At 53.7% G+C, this 16,861-nt stretch carries 13 protein-coding genes; 4 read left to right on the forward strand and 9 right to left on the reverse strand.

Features of this window, described 5'->3' with window-relative positions; all coding sequences use genetic code 11:
• Positions 1-204 precede the first annotated feature (204 nt).
• The 5 genes from BN2684_RS12700 to BN2684_RS12720 form a co-directional block, all read right to left on the reverse strand.
• Entirely contained in the window at positions 205-1,392 is a 1,188-nt protein-coding gene (locus tag BN2684_RS12700) for a glycoside hydrolase family 88 protein (protein WP_082651920.1), read from the reverse strand.
• Between the two features lie 21 nt (positions 1,393-1,413).
• A complete protein-coding gene (locus BN2684_RS12705) occupies positions 1,414-3,624 on the reverse strand; it encodes an alginate lyase family protein (RefSeq protein ID WP_058302488.1) in 2,211 nt (736 codons plus the stop codon).
• Positions 3,625-3,668: 44 nt separating this feature from the next.
• Positions 3,669-4,538: a carbohydrate ABC transporter permease gene (locus BN2684_RS12710; protein ID WP_058302489.1), complete on the reverse strand. Its 870-nt coding sequence runs from the start codon at positions 4,536-4,538 to the stop codon at positions 3,669-3,671.
• Between the two features lie 18 nt (positions 4,539-4,556).
• The gene (locus BN2684_RS12715) at positions 4,557-5,465 is read right to left on the reverse strand and encodes an ABC transporter permease (protein ID WP_058302490.1); all 909 of its coding nucleotides are present in this window, start codon (positions 5,463-5,465) and stop codon (positions 4,557-4,559) included.
• Positions 5,466-5,685: 220 nt separating this feature from the next.
• Positions 5,686-7,245 (reverse strand): extracellular solute-binding protein, encoded by a 1,560-nt coding sequence (locus tag BN2684_RS12720; RefSeq protein ID WP_058302491.1) that lies wholly within the window; start codon positions 7,243-7,245, stop codon positions 5,686-5,688.
• Positions 7,246-7,431: 186 nt separating this feature from the next.
• Here BN2684_RS12720 and BN2684_RS12725 point away from each other — a divergent pair, with 186 nt between their 5' ends.
• From BN2684_RS12725 to BN2684_RS12735, 3 genes are read left to right on the forward strand one after another with little or no spacing between them, the layout of a single operon-like run.
• Positions 7,432-9,231, forward strand: a complete 1,800-nt coding sequence (locus BN2684_RS12725; protein WP_058302492.1) for a cache domain-containing sensor histidine kinase — start codon at positions 7,432-7,434, stop codon at positions 9,229-9,231.
• Complete coding sequence (locus BN2684_RS12730; protein WP_058302493.1) at positions 9,224-10,825, forward strand: response regulator transcription factor; 1,602 nt, start codon at positions 9,224-9,226, stop codon at positions 10,823-10,825. The genes BN2684_RS12725 and BN2684_RS12730 overlap by 8 nt, the downstream gene beginning before the upstream one ends.
• Positions 10,826-10,871: 46 nt before the next feature.
• Entirely contained in the window at positions 10,872-11,684 is an 813-nt protein-coding gene (locus tag BN2684_RS12735; RefSeq protein ID WP_058302494.1) for a polysaccharide deacetylase family protein, read from the forward strand.
• 187 nt (positions 11,685-11,871) lie between these two features.
• Here the strand turns inward: BN2684_RS12735 and BN2684_RS12740 are convergent, their stop codons facing one another.
• Both BN2684_RS12740 and BN2684_RS12745 read right to left on the reverse strand, forming a co-directional pair.
• Complete coding sequence (locus BN2684_RS12740; RefSeq protein WP_058302495.1) at positions 11,872-12,975, reverse strand: Gfo/Idh/MocA family protein; 1,104 nt, start codon at positions 12,973-12,975, stop codon at positions 11,872-11,874.
• A gap of 113 nt (positions 12,976-13,088) precedes the next feature.
• Positions 13,089-13,748, reverse strand: coding sequence for a ThuA domain-containing protein (locus BN2684_RS12745; RefSeq protein ID WP_058302496.1), 660 nt, complete (start codon positions 13,746-13,748; stop codon positions 13,089-13,091).
• 220 nt (positions 13,749-13,968) lie between these two features.
• Between BN2684_RS12745 and BN2684_RS12750 the strand changes: the two genes are divergently transcribed.
• Positions 13,969-14,805, forward strand: coding sequence for an AraC family transcriptional regulator (locus tag BN2684_RS12750; RefSeq protein WP_058302497.1), 837 nt, complete (start codon positions 13,969-13,971; stop codon positions 14,803-14,805).
• Between the two features lie 170 nt (positions 14,806-14,975).
• Here the strand turns inward: BN2684_RS12750 and BN2684_RS12755 are convergent, their stop codons facing one another.
• The gene (locus BN2684_RS12755; RefSeq protein ID WP_058302498.1) at positions 14,976-15,326 is read right to left on the reverse strand and encodes a cupin domain-containing protein; all 351 of its coding nucleotides are present in this window, start codon (positions 15,324-15,326) and stop codon (positions 14,976-14,978) included.
• A gap of 188 nt (positions 15,327-15,514) precedes the next feature.
• Entirely contained in the window at positions 15,515-16,720 is a 1,206-nt protein-coding gene (locus BN2684_RS12760) for an MFS transporter (RefSeq protein WP_058302499.1), read from the reverse strand.
• Between the last annotated feature and the right edge of the window lie 141 nt (positions 16,721-16,861).

Consider the following 16,861-nt stretch of genomic DNA (forward strand, 5'->3'; position numbering starts at 1 on the left):
AGAATATGGAAAATATACGACATTTGATTCATTCTACTAAAATAATCCTTTTGTTAAATTATACCACATTCTTCCGGAAAGGGTAATCTATTTTTATTCATTGCTAGAATCTCATCTCTAACGATGCTCTCCGCATGATCAAAAAAGCAGGCTCAGAAAACTGCTCGAAAGCAATTTCTAGGCCTGCTCGTATGATCCGACTCCTCACCAAAAGGCTTTCCCATTTCGGGTTACCCGGATGAGCGCTTCAAGGTAGAAATAATCTCCCCATATGGTGCATTCATCGACCCCCGCACCGCCGGGCTTGCTGTATACACCATGCTTCAACAATCCGTTGGAGTTTGGAAGATCTGCCGTGGTGTAGCTCTCCGACAGCGACTTGAGCATGTGAAGAGCGGCATTCTCATAGAGGGAACGGAACTCGTCAAGAACCGGAAGCTGCTCCGCCTGCTCCAGAAAGCCGCAGGCGGCGATGGCCGCAGCCGAGCTATCCCTTTCCTCCGCTCCGCTCGTGAAGATCAGGTCCCAATACGGGACGAAGTCCGCGGGAAGACGGTTCAAGAAGTAATGGCCGAGCCTCTTGGCTCGCTCAAGAAGCTCCGCATTGCCGGTATACCGGCTGCTGAGCGGAAATCCATAGATACCCCACGCTTGCCCCCGCGCCCAGCATGAATCGTCGGAGAACCCTTGATGTGTAGTTCCGCGAAGCGGGGCTCCGCTTTCCGTATCCATGAAGAAGGTGTGATAGGTTGACGCATCCTCGCGGATCATATACCGGGACGCTTGATCGGCGTGGCGCACGGCAGCTTCCCGGTAGCGAAGGTCTCCTGTCTCCTGCGACGCCCAATAGAGGAGGGGCAGATTCATTAGGCAATCGATGATCATCCGTCCCCGTTGATTGGGATCGTTCAGATCTCCCCAAGCCTGAATGATTCCCGCTTTGGGAAAAGTTCGGCTAAGCAGCAGGTCTGCCGCCTTGAGCGCATAGATCCGCGCTTGTTCGTTGCCGGTCAGCTTATAAGCGGCCACACAGGACAAGCTGTACACGAACCCCAAATCATGGGTGTGAATGTGGACGCCCTGTTCGATCCGATCATAGAAGCTCTCCAACTGCTTCTCCGCCGTTTCGCGGTAACGGTCCTGGCCGGTCGCTTCATAAGCCAGCCAGAGCATCCCCGTCCAAAAGCCGGGAGTCCATTCAAAGTTATCGACGGCTGGGTACACTCCCCCTTGACTTGCCGCATCGGGAAAGGTACGGGAGAAGACTTCAAGATTCTCGTCGATCTTCTTCAGGACGAAACCGAGCGCCGCTTCCGCCTCCTCCTTCGTCCACTTCGGCTTCTCCCGGAAGACGGGGGAAGCCAACGGTTCATTCGCTATCGAATTGTGCAAAGCGGATTCTCCTCTCCTGATTCAGGCTCGCGGGCAGTGGTGGACATGAACGTCATCTCGGAAGACGACTCCGCCAAGCTCAAGCTCCTCCATCTCCTTCGGAGGGGGCAGCAGAGCAGGCGTCACCGGATTGCCGTTATGATCCAGGTAAGCCCCCACTTCATATCGGTCATGATACAGCGCGATCTCATAAGCGAAGTCTTCGCCTTCGATTCGCAGACCGGTCGCTTCTTCTGGGGACAATGGCTCGCCATGGCTCAGCACCGGTACTCGCGTGACCTGCAGCCGGGGCTTCTCCCCGCCCGCATAAGGAACGATTACGGTCTCCGTAACGGAGCGACCGGACGCCGTCCATGCGCGCTTCGCGACTGGAGCCGTCATATACTCCCCGTTGCGGAATATCAGCCCGGCCTCCACGGACAAGTTGCTGCCCGCTTGATCCGGGTAAGCAAGCAGAACATTGGCTCCATCTCCGCGGGTAAAGATTTCATTTGAGCTCCAATCGCAGGCGCATTCACCCGCCGGAAGATGGAAGTACTGCTCGTAACGATGAGTCTCATCCGCCTCGAAGACATCGACGATCACCCAACCGCAGCCGCGGAGCGCAACGACCTTGCGCGAATGGATGACGGGGTCCTCATAACGGGTGTAGCCGTATTGGCTGGCGAATACATAGAAGGAATCCCCCATCTCACGGGTGTCCCAAATTTTGCAGTCCGCCGTTTTTGGCGTGTTCCAGTGAAAGCTGCGGACATGCTGGTCTTCTCCGTCAACCACGACGGTGTTGTGAGCCCGGGTCGAAACGATGTATTTGCGTTCCGGGGTCCATTCGAACGCTCCAATCCCCGCATCCGCAATCAGCTCACGACCATAGCCGAACAGGTTCACGCTGAGCGCGTCGGCGTGGGCATGGCCGCCAACCCCGATACCAGCCCGCATAGCCATGTACAAGGAATCGCGCTCCCAGCTGTCCCTTGCCGTAATGTATCCGCCTATCGGGAATACGGCGGAGGTTTGCTCCGGTGGACGAGCCTCCATTCGATCGTACTGTTCGACCTCATCTATACCTACCGTCCATAGGAGGGAGAAAGGCAGCTCGGGGCGACCGAACGCCTTCAGGTCCGGTCGGTTTAAGAGGCATGCTCCCAGGCTCATGACATCGCGCAGATTCCCCTCCGCATGTACATCCGTGTCCCCGATATAAGGAAGCTGGGAAAAGGGGGTTTTGATATGCTCCAGAACGTTGAACATCTTCGCCAGCAGTTCGAGGTACCAGGAGGCGTCGATGCCCAGCTTTTTGAAGTGCAAAGCCAATTCGTGCACATCGCGCATCACGACCAGATGATAATTGGGACTCGCCTCGATCTGCGCTCCGTCATCGTAGACGTTGCTCGCGAGATAGCGAGGTGCGTTCGTGAGGCCGTAATCGAGCCATTCCTCCGCTTCTTTCAGCTCCGGCAGCAGGAGAGCCACCTGAATCAATCCGCGCATCTGCATGCAGACATGATTGCCGTCCTCCGCATGATACTTTTGCACATAGCGGGCATGCTCTTGAAAGAACTTGATCATCAACATCTTCACCTCAGGAGTGAAAGAAGGCGAGGTGAAGAAGATCATGAAGGGCTCCGGCAGCATGAACATCCGCACCGCGACGGTCAGCGGCTCCCAGGTGCAGTGCTGAACCCGGAACGCATCATCGATCGGAGCCGGGTTGTCTCTGATGAAATGCTCCATCATTTGGTTGAAGGCGCGGGCATACTTCTCGTCCCCGGTCATCGCATAAGCACGGGACAGATTCTTCAGATAAGGGAACCGCGTCAGATACAGCTGATATTGGGAGCTGTTGAATAACCAGTTGTTCCATTCATACGCCCCATCCGCAAAGGAAACCCGGCGCCCCTTGAACAACGGGAGATCACCGACCGCGATCCGGTCCGCTTCCGCGATGCACGCGAGCGCTTCTTCGTCGTTGGTATACCGTTCTCGTGCATAGCGGGCCAGCTCCGGGACATCCGGCACGTCAAAGTAAAAGCGTTTGACCGCCCTTGACTCGAACCTCTTCAGAAAGGTATCTCTCGCCCCCGTCACATCACCGGCGGTGAGCAGCCGCTCGATCTCCTCCATCCCCGGCTGCTTATAATCCAACTCGCCGCGCAGAAACTCCTCATCCGACATCAGCGGTTTCGTAAACTGCGGGTCATGCCGCAGCTCTTTATAGCCTTTTTGCGTCATCGAATCATCACCTGGCATTCGTTTGAATTTACGGGGTCTGCGGACTACTCCTTGATCGAGCCCAGCATAGCCCCTTTGGCAAAGTACTTTTGCAGGAACGGGTAGACCGTCACGATCGGCAGCATGGCGAGCAGGATGGCCGCATTCTGCACATTCGGCCCCAAGTTCGCAGCCAACTGCGCGTCGAGAGCCGCTTCGGAGGAAATATTGGACGAGCTGATCGCCACCATCTGCCGGAGCAGAGGCTGAATCGGCCAACGGCTCGTATCGTTTAGGTAAATGACCGCTGAGAAGAATTCATTCCAATATTGAACCATATAGAAGAGCGTGAACGTCGCGATAATCGGCTTGGACAGCGGGATGACGACGGAGAAGAGAATCCGGAACTCGCCCGCTCCGTCGATCCTGGCCGCTTCGTCCAGGCTTGGAGGCAAGCTCTGGAAGAAGGAGCGGATGACCATGATGTTGTAGGCACTGGTGATCGCCGGAAGAAGAATGGCTCCGTAGCTGTCGATCAGATTCAGGTTTTTGACGACCAGGTAGCTCGGGATCATGCCGCCGTGAAAGATCATCGTGAAGAAAATGACCATCAACATGGCTTTTCGGCCAGGCACATGCTTCTTCGACAGCGTATAGGCCAGCATGATGGAAACCGTGAGGCTCAGAGCGGTTCCCATCACGGTAATGATGACCGAGTTTTTAAGCGATCTCAGGAAGGTGCTGGCGCTCAGCAGGTATTTGTAGGCATCCAAGGTCCAATCCCGCGGCCAGATGAAGAATTCACCGGACATGGATTGGGCAGGATGGCTAAACGATACCGCGATAATATACAGAAAAGGCAGAATGACCGTCAGGCTGATCAGCGAGATCACGCAAACAATGGTCAGGTCAAACCAGGATATCCGTGCTTTCATTTCGTCTCTCCTCCCCCTTTATAAGATGCCTTCTTCACCCAGCAGCCGGGCCAGATAGTTGGCGCTCAAGACCAGGATCAGACTGACAATGGATTTGAACATGCCTACCGTTATCGCGAAGCTGTAATTGAATTGCTCTAAGCCGACATGGTAGACATAGAGGTCGAATACGTTGGAGACATCCAGGTTCAAGCTGTTTGTCATCAAGAAGATCTGCATGAAGTTAGAATCCAGCGACGATCCGAGACGCAGCAAAAGGAGGATGACGATCGTGCTCTTGATGCCGGGAATTGTGATGTTCCATATGTTTTGGAAGCGATTGGCCCCGTCTACGCGTGCGGCTTCATACAGCTCCGGATTGATTCCGGCCAGAGCGGCAAGGAAGATGATCGTACCCCAACCCGCGTCTTTCCAGATCGATTGGAACAGGATCAACGGACGGAACCAGCTGTTGCTGACCAGAAATCCGGCGCTACCGCCGATCCACTGCTCCAGATAGTGGTTGATGACGCCAGAGGGACCGAAGAACGATATGGTAATGCCGTAGATCACGACCCACGACAGAAAGTGCGGCAGATAGACGATCGTCTGGGAAACCCGCTTGAAGATCTGCAGCCGAACCTCATTGAGCATGATGGATAAGAGGATCGTGAAGGGAAAATAGATCACGAGATTGAGGAGGCTGATGAGCAGCGTGTTTTTCAGCAGCATGAGGAAGTCGGGCGTATTGAAAAATTCTCGAAAGTTGTCGAGGCCCACCCATGGGCTGTCGGCAATTCCCCGGAAGGGGCTGTAATCCTTAAAGGCCAGAACAAGACCGCTCATGGGCAAGTAATGAAAGAGTGCGAAGTAAGCCATGCCAGGCAATGCCAGCACATAAAACGGCCACAGCTGCTTGAATCGAGCTAACCGTGATGACGAGTGCATGTTCTCCCCTCCATATCCGAAATACCGGCGAGGGCTCTCCTCCCGAGCTTCTTCCGGCCTTTGGCCAAAGGCCCGCCGCGAAGATCACCCTCGCCGTCATTCGATCTACCAGTCCGCCGATTTCATAACGGCGTCTCTATTCTTTTTTCCTAGCTTGGTTAACTCTCCTATCGAGTCCTTGCGCTACACACAATCGGCGTACCGATTCCAAATGAACCTGTTATTTATGGTCCGCTTGATACTGCTCGAACAGATCTTGGGTAATCTTGGCGCCGGTCCCTTGGGTCCAGGCGTCGATTTCCTTTTGAACGGCATTCCAATCGAGCTCGCCGAGGATGTATTTGGTCATCGCCACCGTCATCTTCTTGTAGCTGTCCGGGTTTTTGCTGGCTGTAGCCGAGTTGTAGGCAATGAACGGGTTGCTGACGCCGTGTTGGCTGATCACATCCAGAGAAGCCTTTTGCACGACCAGAATCGCCGGGTCCTTCGAGGAAGCATAGACATAAGGGTCGCTGCGGTTTTCTAAAATGAAGGCAGACGGCTTGTCGAGGTCGTACTGCTTCTTCTGCTCATCCGTCTGAACGGCCACGCCGTCTTTGAATTCACTGGAATGAATACCGGTTACGCCAGCCTTCGAGAAAGCATAGTTTTCTTCACTTGCCGAGAAGTCGAGGAAGTCGACGATCTTCTGAACCTTTTCCTTCGGAACGGAGCTCGGAATCGCCCACAGGCCATAGTAGCCTTCCAGTACCGGAACGCCTGCCTTGCCGTCCGCGCCTTCGATGATATCGATGATCGCGATCTCCGCCTTCGGGTCGATTGCCTTCAGCTTGTCTAGGCTGTTGATGTCGCTGACGTTGCCAGCGAAGACACCGGCAGTGCCGCCTAGGAATTTGTTGCGTGCCTGCTGTTGATTCTTCAGAACGGGAGTATCCTTGTCGATGAGCCCCTTGCTCCAACAATCCCGCAGCCACTCAAGCATCGTTTTGTATTCCGTCGTTTGGAAATCACGCACCGGCTTGTCGGAATCGATTTTCCAGGTGTTTGGGATTCCGAAAGCGTAGAGGGCCGGCTGGAGTCCATCGAACGGCCCCGCGCTGTTCGCGCCATCCGAAGCAAACAGCGTTAGCGGAATTGTCTTGCCGCCGCCGGCGGGATCCTTCTCCTTGAAGACCTGCATGGCTTGGGTCAGCTCATCCATCGTTTTCGGCACCGGCAGGTTGTACTGATCGAGCCAGTCCTTGCGGATCAGAAAGCTGGCTTGTCCGCCGCCGTACAGGCCGCGCGGCCGGGGAATGCCGTATACTTTCCCTTCGATTTTGACGTTATTCCATACCGCGTCATCGATTAAATTCAAGTTCTTTGTGTTCTCCAGATAAGGCGTCAGATCCTGGAAAGCGCCCATCTTGACGAGATTGCTGAACTTGTCGTTCTTGCCGCCGTCCATCAGCAGAAGATCATAGGAGTCTCCGGCCGAAACCGCCACCGACAGCTTATCCGCATAAGCCTCCGAGGGAACGAAGGTCATGTCGAGATCCACATTCCCCCGCTTCTCCAAGTCCTCCAGCGCTTTGTTGTTCGTCATCTGAGGCGGATCCCCGAACAAAATCGTCATCGCTTTGATCGCAGTTGGAGCAGAAGGAGTCGCAGCCGTTGCCCCCGGGCTCGTCGAGCTGCTTCCTTTCTCATCCTTTGCGGAATCGCTTCCGGAGCAGCCGGACAGAGCTGCACCCAGCATCAGAGTAGCCGCGAGGACAGGCGCCAGTGTTCTTCTCTTCATCCTTGTATCCCCCATCTAGTGAATTAGAATGCTTTACACTTCGGATTATATCGACTGGCAACTCGTATGAACATGTCATATCCGAGTCAATGTGTAACCGCTTTTATGATCTCCGGTCATTCGTATTTCGATTATCTGAGGTCCGTACTATAATAAGAATGAGACCGCTTTCGGAAAGGGAATGGCATGAAATCACCTTTTTTCGGGTTTCTCACCCGCAGCTTTTACATGAAAATGATTCTGGTCATGCTGGGGGTCTCCATCATCCCGTTGATTCTACTCTCCTATATTTCCATCTCCGTCTCCGAGCCGATGGTGGAAAAGCAGATCAACCGGCTGAACGAGCAGCTGGTCAACCAGGTGGTAGACCGCATCGAGCTGACCATGACGCGCCTGCAGGAGCTCAGCGAGCAGTATTCTCGCATCACCTCCATTCAGGATTCGCTGACTTCTCCCGCCGAGAAATATTACGAGGACGTCGTCCGTAAAAAGGACTTGATCTCGGTGCTCAGCACGGCATCAGCCGTCATCGGCAATGTGGAAGGGCTTCAGGTCTATTCTCTGATTACCGGAGAGGTGCTCTCCTCCAACGATGCCCCCACTTCCTTGGAGGATTCGATGCTGAAGCCGCTGGTCGAGCAGTATAGGTCCTCCGGCAAAACCATCCAGTTCCTGGACAAGCACAGCCTTCCGAATCAGCCGCTCTTGGACAATTCGGTTTACTCGATCTGCCGCATCCCGTTCTTTTCCTTCGAGGAGATGAAGGGAATTTTGTTCATCTCCATGAACAACCGGGAATTCAAGCGGCTGATAGAGAACATCGAGCTCGGATCGACCGGATCCATCTCCCTTTTGACGGAGGACGGTTATACGATTGCCACGACCAGTCAGCTTGACGGGGAGAAAGATAACGAGCGCGTCCAAACGATAGTGAAGCATTGGAACAACGAGGGACGGCCCAATCAGTTTCTGCTCGACTCCTCCCTCATCTCCGTCAGGCAAACGACAACGTACGACCATTGGATCGTCGTCTCTGAGATTCCTTCGGAAGAGCTGAACCAAAGCAAGAAGCTCATCAGCCGGACGGTCATTTACTTCCTGATCCTGCTCGTCGCCGTAGGCGCGTTGGTCATCTTCGGCTCCGGCTACCGGCTGTACAGACCGCTTCAAGCGGTGCGGCGGCAAGTGAGCGCCATCAAAAAAGGGGATTTCGACGCTCGCGTCACGTACACCGCCAACAATGAAATCGGCGATCTCGGCCGCATGCTCAATTCGATGGCCGTGCGCATCCAAGATTTGATGGAGGAACAGCAGGAAGCAGAGGATTTGAAGCGCAAGCTGGAGATTCGCGCCCTGCAATCGCAGATCAATCCGCATTTCCTCTACAACACCTTGAACACGATCCGGATGTTCGCCATGTTGAAGGATTTCGACAAGATCAATGACCTGATGGGCCGGCTTGTGGCTTTGCTGCGCTACTCGATGGAAAATTTCGATCAGACCGTAACCCTTCAGCAAGAATTGAAGTACCTCGAGGAATACGTCGGTCTGCTAAATCTCCGCTACAAGTGCCAGATCCGCCTCTCGGCGGAGGTTGAAGAACCTTTGCTGCGAGCGGAGATTCCAAAGCTAAGTCTACAGCCCTTAATCGAAAATTCTGTCTTCCACGGTATCCTGCCTCGCAAAGCGGATACCGGATCGATCATCGTCCGAGTACGGCACGCCGCCGACGGAGAGCAGCTGCTGCTCGAAGTGGAGGACGATGGCGTCGGTATGACGGAAGAGGAGCTCGAGAAGCTGCAGGCTCATCTCGGACGCGAGGAATCGAGCGAGAACATCGGCTTGCAGAACGTCTACCAGCGTATGCGCCTGATGTTTGGCAAAGAGACGCAGATTCGTCTCCGCAGCACGCCGGGAGGCGGGACGACCATTTGGTTCATTCTATCGGCAGACACCTTTATCCTAAGGGAGGAACAGCATGACTAACTGCAGCGTTCTGTTGGTTGAAGATGAGATGCCGGCGCGCACGGTATTCCGCCAAATGATCGAACGGCGGCAAGATCTCTTCCGCCTGGTTAGTGAAGCGGAGGACGGCCAGGAAGGCTTAGAATGCTATCGCAGCTTTAAACCGCAACTGATCGTCACGGACATCACCATGCCCGGCATGAGCGGGCTGGAGATGCTGAAGCAGATTCAAGATGATGGAGAATCAATGCCGCAGGCGGTCATTCTCACCTGCCATCAAGATTTCCAGTTCGCACAGAAGGCGATTCAGCTGAAGGCCGCCGCCTATCTGATCAAGGACGACTGCTTGTCCGATCCGGAGCTGCTTACCCGAACCATGGAAGAGCTTACCCGAGAAGCGCTCTCCCAGATGGTCACAAGGGAAAAGCGGCTTCAGTTGGAGCAAAAGGTACGCGCTGGCGAGGTCGAGATCGAACAAAGTCTATTCCTTCAAATGCTGCAGGATTCCACGGCAGAAACTCGCTGGCTGCAGGGCTTGGAGAACGTCGGGATTCCCGTGAGGGATGGCCCCTTCAACGCCCTCATGCTGGAATTTGACCGCAACTCGCTGCGATTTGCCATCGAGCAGGCGGAGGAATGGAAGCTTTGGCAGTTCGCGGGAGTCAATGTTCTCCAGGAGCTGGCAAACACGGTTGGGCCGAATAAAGTCGTCGCACTGGATAAAGGCCGGTTCATGGCCATCTATGCCACGGAAGGAGACCCAGTCGCATCTTTGCCGACGCAAGCGGCGGAGCTCTTCTCCGCCAATCTCAAAATGGACGTTTTCGTTCTGCAATGCCGCTTCGATCGTGGGCTAGACGTTACGACCGGAATCCTGAAGCGATTCTCATTCGCCCCTTATCCCTTTTTCTACAACAAGAACACCGCTGCTCCGGCGGATCAGTGGGAAACCCTGCTCTCTTCCAGGCCCGTTCCGGATAATCAAGTTCGATTCTGGTCCCAGCACTTGAAGCAGGCCTTGCTGGACGGAATGAGCAGAGACGCTCTTGAGGACGAGAGGAAGTCCTTCAGCAGACAAGCGGAAGAACAGCACTGGGACCCGGAGCACATCAAAATGATCTACCTGAGGGTATTCCTGGAGCTTAGCGGATCTTTCCCGGAGGCGCAAGGCAAATCGGAGCTGGAATCCGACTACCGCAAGAAGATGGAACAGATTCAGACCTTCGCAGCCGCACATGACATCACCTGCTCCTTCTTTCTCCGTTTAAGGGAACTGCAGGGATACGGAAGCAAGATCGACTCGTCCATTTCGAAGATCGTCAATCGCATTCGCGAGGACCTCAATTATCCGTATAAGCTGGAGGAGGCTGCGGCTTCGATCAATTACAGTGTTCCTTATTTCAGCTCCATGTTCAAAAAGGCGACGGGCGAAAGCTTCATTCAATACCTCACTCGCCAGCGGCTCGAAAGAGCGAAGCTGTTGCTCCGAACGACCGATCTCAAGACGTTTGAGATTGCCGAAGCGATCGGATTCGAGAATTACCGCTCCTTCAACCGGATCTTCAAGAAGGAGACGGGGTATTCCCCATCCGATTTCCGCAGATACCGCGAATGACAGTCATCTTACTACTTGCCCAGAATGGGCGACAGGAGGAACTTCTATGAAATTGGCCTACAATCTTTTTCCGGGCGGGTTGTCCAAAGCCTTGACCTTGAGCTATGACGACGGAAGAATCCATGACCGCAAGTTAATTGATATTCTGAACCGTCACGGCATCAAATCGACCTTTCATCTCAATTCCGGCAAGTTCGGGATGCAGGGTTATATTGAGGCGGAGGAGGTAACGGCGCTCTATTCAGGGCATGAGGTGTCGGTTCACACGGTTACCCATCCGTTTCTGGAGCAGACGCCTCGGGAGCGGATCATCATGGAGGTTGTGGAAGACCGGCGTTCGTTGGAAGGCTTGGCCGGCTACCCCGTCAGGGGGATGTCTTACCCTTTTGGCACCTATAATGCGGAGGTCGTCTCGATCCTGAAAGCGCTCGGCATCCAGTATTCCCGGACTACCCAATCCACTAAGCGTTTCGATCTGCCGGAGGAACCGCTGCTCTGGCATCCGACTTGCCATCATCGCGACATGCTGGCTCTCTCTGAAGAATTTTTGGCTTTGACGCCAAAGCCTTGGGGAACCAAACCCTCCCTCTTCTATGTATGGGGTCACAGCTATGAATTCCATGACAACAACAATTGGGAGGACATCGAGCGGTTCTGCTCGCTCATGGGCGGCCGGTCCGACATCTGGTACGCGACCAACATGGAGATTATCGATTACTTCCAGGCTCTCGACCGCCTGCAGCTATCGGTGGACGGTTCGATTCTGCATAACCCCTCGGCCAGCCCATTGTGGGTTTCGGCGAACAATCAACCCGTAGAGATCGGACCGGGACAAACCGTGCGGTTGGGTGAGCTCTAATCGCCTGCCTGCCGCATCTCCGCTTCTTGGTTTCTCGTTCTCGGTACGTGAATTGACAGAAGCAAAAGAGCCTTCCAGCCACGGTTCCCGTGGTTCGAAGGCTCTTTTGCTTCCAATGAAGCTTGAATTGATTTTATAATTGCTGTTTTCGTGCTCCGGCCATCCCAATGGTTAGAAGAAAACTCTCTTAGTCCACGATGCCCTGGACGAGACCGGACGGCAGCGGGCGTGGACGCTCGCATGCCGGGGAGAGTGCCGCATAGAACCCGGAGTCTGCGCTCACGTGGAAGGCGTGCATGATCTCCAGCACATGCTGCGCCAGCTCGCCATTAGCCCTCGGCCGCTCTCCCGAGCGGATGCAGGACGCGAGATCCGCCACCCCGATCCCCCGGCTGTTTCCGGAGTAAGGGAACAGGAGCGGTAGCTCGGAGAAGGACGTCCCTTGCTCATGCCGCAGCAACACGGGGCCTCCGAAGGTATTCGGATCGGGGACGATCAGCGTCCCTCGCGTACCGTAGATTTCGATCCGCGGTAGGGTGCTGCTCCAAACGTCGAAGCTCATGATCATCGTGGCCAGCGCGCCGCCGGCAAATTGGAGCGTTCCGGCCACATGCGTCGGCACCTGGACGTCGATCTTCTGGCCAAACTTCGCCGCGCTCGTGATGATCCGTTCCGAGAACGAGGTCTTGGTCATGCCGCACACCGAGGATACCGGTCCGAGGAGCGATACCAGCGCCGTGAGATAATACGGTCCCATATCGAACATCGGCCCGCCTCCCGGAGCGTAATAGAACTCCGGGGCTGGGTGCCAGCTTTCATGGCCATGGCAGACCATGAAGGCCGAAGCGGCAACCGGCTCGCCGATAAAGCCGTCGTCGATCAGCTTGCGGCAGGTTTGAAGCCCCGCTCCCAGGAAGGTATCCGGTGCGCAGCCGAGCAGCAGCCCCCGCTCTCTCGCTAATTCAACCAGCTCCCGGCCCTGTTCCGGATAAAGCGCCAGCGGCTTCTCCACATAGACATGCTTGCCCGCGAGCAGCGCATCGCGGCATATGGCGTAATGATTGCCCGGCGTCGTCAGGTTGACGACAATCTCGATCTCGGGATCGGCGAGCAGCTCCTCGGTGGTCAGCACCCGAGGCACCCCGTATTGCTCCGCCGCTTGCTGAGCCTTCTCCCGTGTCAGATCGGAGCAAGCCAAAACCTCTGTATTTTGAAATAGCTTCGTCAGGTTTTCGAAATAAATACCGCTGATGTTGCCGCAGCCGACAATTCCGATCTTGGTTTTGTCCATAGTCGCTTCCTCGCCTTCTCTGGCTATTGAATTTCTTCTGTAGGCTCCTCTACAGCTTCCACTGCAGGTCCTCTACAGCTTCCTCTGTCCTGTCCCGCGCAGCATTCTTTCGATCAGCGCGCCGCCCAGAGGAAGCCCCGGCGCATCAGTTCCTTCGCCTCCGGGATGTCGAAGAGATCGGCGTGGTGGCCGAGCGAATTATAGAACACCCGCCCTTGTCCCCATCGCTTCGTGTAGACCACTGGCATCCGGACGATGCCGTTCGTGGCGTGAGGGCTGTCACTAAGCGAAAAGGTCGTCGTCGCCAGTACCTGAACCGCGGGATCGACATGAAGGTAATACTGCTCCGACTTCACCCGGAAATCGCGAAGCCCTTCTACGATCGGACTGTCGCTCGACGAGACGAGGTTCACCTCATAATCCACTCCGTCTCCAAAAGGATGCGCCACCCACTGGGCTCCGGTCATAAATTGCCATTCAACGCAGCCACGAAAGGCATCGCACATCCCGCCGTGACAGCCGACCAGCCCGACACCCGACTCGACCGCTTTCAACACCGGCTGCACCTGCTCGCCGCTGATCTCACCCATCGTCCATACCGGAACGATCAGACTGAGCCCGAGCAAAGACTCCTCGTCCCGGAAGCGGTTAAGCGATTCTGCGATTTCCACTTCGAAGCCTTCCTCCCGCAGTATTTCAGCAAATGCCTCGGAAACCTCCACCGGTTCATGTCCATCCCATCCGCCTCGAACAATCAACGCTTGCTTTGCCATTTCCGCCTATTCCTCCCTTAATTTATCCTTGATCGTTCCTCCATTGATCCTTGATTAACCCTTGAATAACCCCTCGCTTGCATGAACTATGTTCTCTGGCCTTCGCTCAAATTGTAAATCAGCGCCGCTTCCAACGCTCGCCAATTCCGTTGCCGGACCAGTCATTTTTTGCTACGATTTACTCATCGAGAAGGAATTTGCGAAAACAAAGGAGACTTTCATGAAAGCGTTTCACGAAAATCGGTTTTATCACTCCTCTCTCCCGTTTACCGCCTATCTCAGCCACAACATCAGTTTTTTGGCCCATTGGCATAATGACCTGGAATTTGTCACCGTGATCGAGGGAAGCCTGCGGATGGGAATCAATTCCGAGAGCCGGTTGCTTAGCGCGGGAGACATCGCCGTCTGTGGCAGTGGCGACATTCATTACTATGAAAGCCTTGACAGCGACTCGCTCGTCCTTATCGTGATCTTCAATCCGCAGATGATCGGCAGCCCCGGTGGCTGGCCGACCGGCATCCGCCTCGCTACTCCGTTCTTTGACGAGGCCGTTCTTTCCTCCCCGGAAAATGAAGCCTTCCATCGCCTTGTCTCCCGGCTCCTGCACGAGCTGCTGGACGAAGCGAAGCACAGGACGGAGCAATACGAGATGATCGTCACTGGGCTCGCGTACCAGCTGTGCGGGACGATCCTTCGCTTCGCCCGCTGCGAGCCCGCCGACTTGAAGCGGGACAAGAGGCGGATGATGAGCATGCGGGTCATGCAGGGAGTGTTGGATTACTTGGATAGCCATTACGCTGAGGTCATCACTCTGGAGGATGCCGCCCGTCAGGCCAACATGAGCCTGTTTCACTTCTCGCGCTTCTTTAAAAGCATCACCGGCATGAGCTTCACCTCGTATCTCAACAACATTCGGCTGAACAAGGCGGAAGAGTTGATTCTCTCGACGAACCTGAGCATGCTTGAGATTGCGCTCGAGAGCGGCTTTACCAACGTGAGGACCTTCAACCGCGTCTTCCGCCAGCTTCGCGGTCGCACTCCCTCCGATCTCCGGTGATTGGAGTGCCCCGCGCAGGACTGCTGTTAGGGATTGTCGCCAGTCGTTATAAAGGTCCTCTGGAGTCACGATGGGAGACGCTAGTACCAATCGCAAAACGATCGCGATTCGGTTCACGTAAAAAAAGCGCCTGGTTTCAGGCGCTTTTCGTTCACTCGATAGGTGGCAGGTCAAGCCGATGGAGATGCTTTCTTTACCTGATAGCGGTCTTTTTCATGAAAGAAGGTTATATCCGCATAACCGGCGTAGATCTTACCCGAGTGCTTGGCACCGCTCGGAATGAAATAGCGGTCTCCTTTTACGAAAGTATGCTGCACTCCGTCGATGATCAATTCGATCTTTCCTTCAAGAACAATTCCCCATTGGCTGTCGTGAGAATGCTCCTGCAAGTCTACATCCTCGGCAAACTCCATAAACAAGATCTGATGGGAATCCGCCTGAGACAGAAACGCGCTGATCCCCTTAAGCGGAATATCCGCTTCGGGTAGGTTGGTGATGATCTCCGGGAATAGGGCAGACATAGTTCTCCTCCTTTTGAGCATGGAAATTCAAACGCATGAATTTTAGCCCCTTATATTCCTTTTCCGAATTGTGAAAAAGAGTCCTTTCAAGCTACCCATGTCGAGTAAATTGAGCTCCATTACGGAAACATAAGTTCGTCCACTTGTTCGGCCAATAAATTGCTCCAGACCCACAAGCTGTGCACGGCTCAAGATGCGGGACTACCTTTGCTTTTTACTCTCATCAACATAACGATGAACACGATACTTATACTCCCCGCCGCGAGCATAGCAACGCCTATACTCCATAATTCCAAGAGAACCGGCGCCAAGACTATCCCCAGGATGGCGCTGCACACAATAGCTATTTTATAGAAGGACATCACTCTTCCTATGTATTGGTGATCCACTTTTTCTTGAATGATGCTGTTGCACAGAATCGACATATTGCAATCCAAAAATCCCATTGCCATGTTCGCAGCATAACTAAGGACGATCATATCGGCATTGCCCCAAAGGATATAACTCATTGAAGCAAACAGGCTGATCCATAAAAAGGAGTTGTATTTATTAAGTCCTTTTCTCTTTATTAATCTTATCCATAACGGCCCCAGCAAGCTGCCGATCGCCATTGCATAACTAAAGTAGACAATCCCCTCAGCGCCTACCTTAATGATATGATCCGCAACGTAAACCTTGTAGATTTCATAAAACCTTCCCAAGATGGCATAGCACATCATAACGGATATAAACACCAGGATCATTCGGTTTTCCTTGATTTGGGTGTATCCTTCCTTGGCGAATGCAAATAGCATAAATTTCTTGGGAGATGCTTGTTCAGCCTTAACGGAGTTGTAGTTGATCCTGGTGAACAAGATGGCGGCGATGATGAACGTCAACGAATCAATAACGAATAAGACATCCGAGCCAAAATGAATGTAGAGAATCCCGCCTATGCCAGGAGCCGTTAACAGAATGATCGTTCCCATAACGCTAAAAACACTGTTTGCGCTCTCCAGATCTTTTTTCTCAACAATCTCCGGTAACATAGCCGCTTGGGCTGTATTATCCATATCACTTGTACCCTGCAGCAGGAAAATCAAAACAAAGGCAAAGACAATATACGAACTTGAGGTAAAGACAAACAGGAGGGATAGAACCGCACTGATCCAATAAATCGTTATGCTGATCTTCTTCCGGTTGAATTTATCCGCAATAATTCCAGAGAAAAACTGAATCGGAATCCGGATAACAGCCCGTATCAACCACATTCCAGCTACTCCGACGACAGACTGTGTCATGTTATATAGCAATAATGTTAGCGCCAGATTATAAAGGTTGTCACCAATTGAGGATACCAATGAAGCCAAGCACATCCTGGAAAAGTTGCGATTATCGAATAACAAGCTTTTCATTGATTTGATTTTAACCTCCCACTATAAATTAATGTTTTCTTCCATTTGCTCACGTTTTCTTAGATTTACAACATCGACTTTGTAAAGAGATGGAGATATCATGTTGGCATGACATTTTTTTCTGGAGGAGCCGGTTGCGTC

The sequence above is a fragment of the Gorillibacterium timonense genome (assembly GCF_001457415.1).
GTDB lineage: Bacteria > Bacillota > Bacilli > Paenibacillales > NBRC-103111 > Gorillibacterium > Gorillibacterium timonense.

Coding starts and splice junctions, on each gene's coding strand:
- BN2684_RS12705 (WP_058302488.1), bottom strand. CDS start 3,624: ATGACGCAAAAAGGCTATAAAGAGCTGCGGCATGACCCGCAGTTTACG.
- BN2684_RS12710 (WP_058302489.1), bottom strand. CDS start 4,538: ATGAAAGCACGGATATCCTGGTTTGACCTGACCATTGTTTGCGTGATC.
- BN2684_RS12715 (WP_058302490.1), bottom strand. CDS start 5,465: ATGCACTCGTCATCACGGTTAGCTCGATTCAAGCAGCTGTGGCCGTTT.
- BN2684_RS12720 (WP_058302491.1), bottom strand. CDS start 7,245: ATGAAGAGAAGAACACTGGCGCCTGTCCTCGCGGCTACTCTGATGCTG.
- BN2684_RS12725 (WP_058302492.1), top strand. CDS start 7,432: ATGAAATCACCTTTTTTCGGGTTTCTCACCCGCAGCTTTTACATGAAA.
- BN2684_RS12730 (WP_058302493.1), top strand. CDS start 9,224: ATGACTAACTGCAGCGTTCTGTTGGTTGAAGATGAGATGCCGGCGCGC.
- BN2684_RS12735 (WP_058302494.1), top strand. CDS start 10,872: ATGAAATTGGCCTACAATCTTTTTCCGGGCGGGTTGTCCAAAGCCTTG.
- BN2684_RS12740 (WP_058302495.1), bottom strand. CDS start 12,975: ATGGACAAAACCAAGATCGGAATTGTCGGCTGCGGCAACATCAGCGGT.
- BN2684_RS12745 (WP_058302496.1), bottom strand. CDS start 13,748: ATGGCAAAGCAAGCGTTGATTGTTCGAGGCGGATGGGATGGACATGAA.
- BN2684_RS12750 (WP_058302497.1), top strand. CDS start 13,969: ATGAAAGCGTTTCACGAAAATCGGTTTTATCACTCCTCTCTCCCGTTT.
- BN2684_RS12755 (WP_058302498.1), bottom strand. CDS start 15,326: ATGTCTGCCCTATTCCCGGAGATCATCACCAACCTACCCGAAGCGGAT.
- BN2684_RS12760 (WP_058302499.1), bottom strand. CDS start 16,720: ATGAAAAGCTTGTTATTCGATAATCGCAACTTTTCCAGGATGTGCTTG.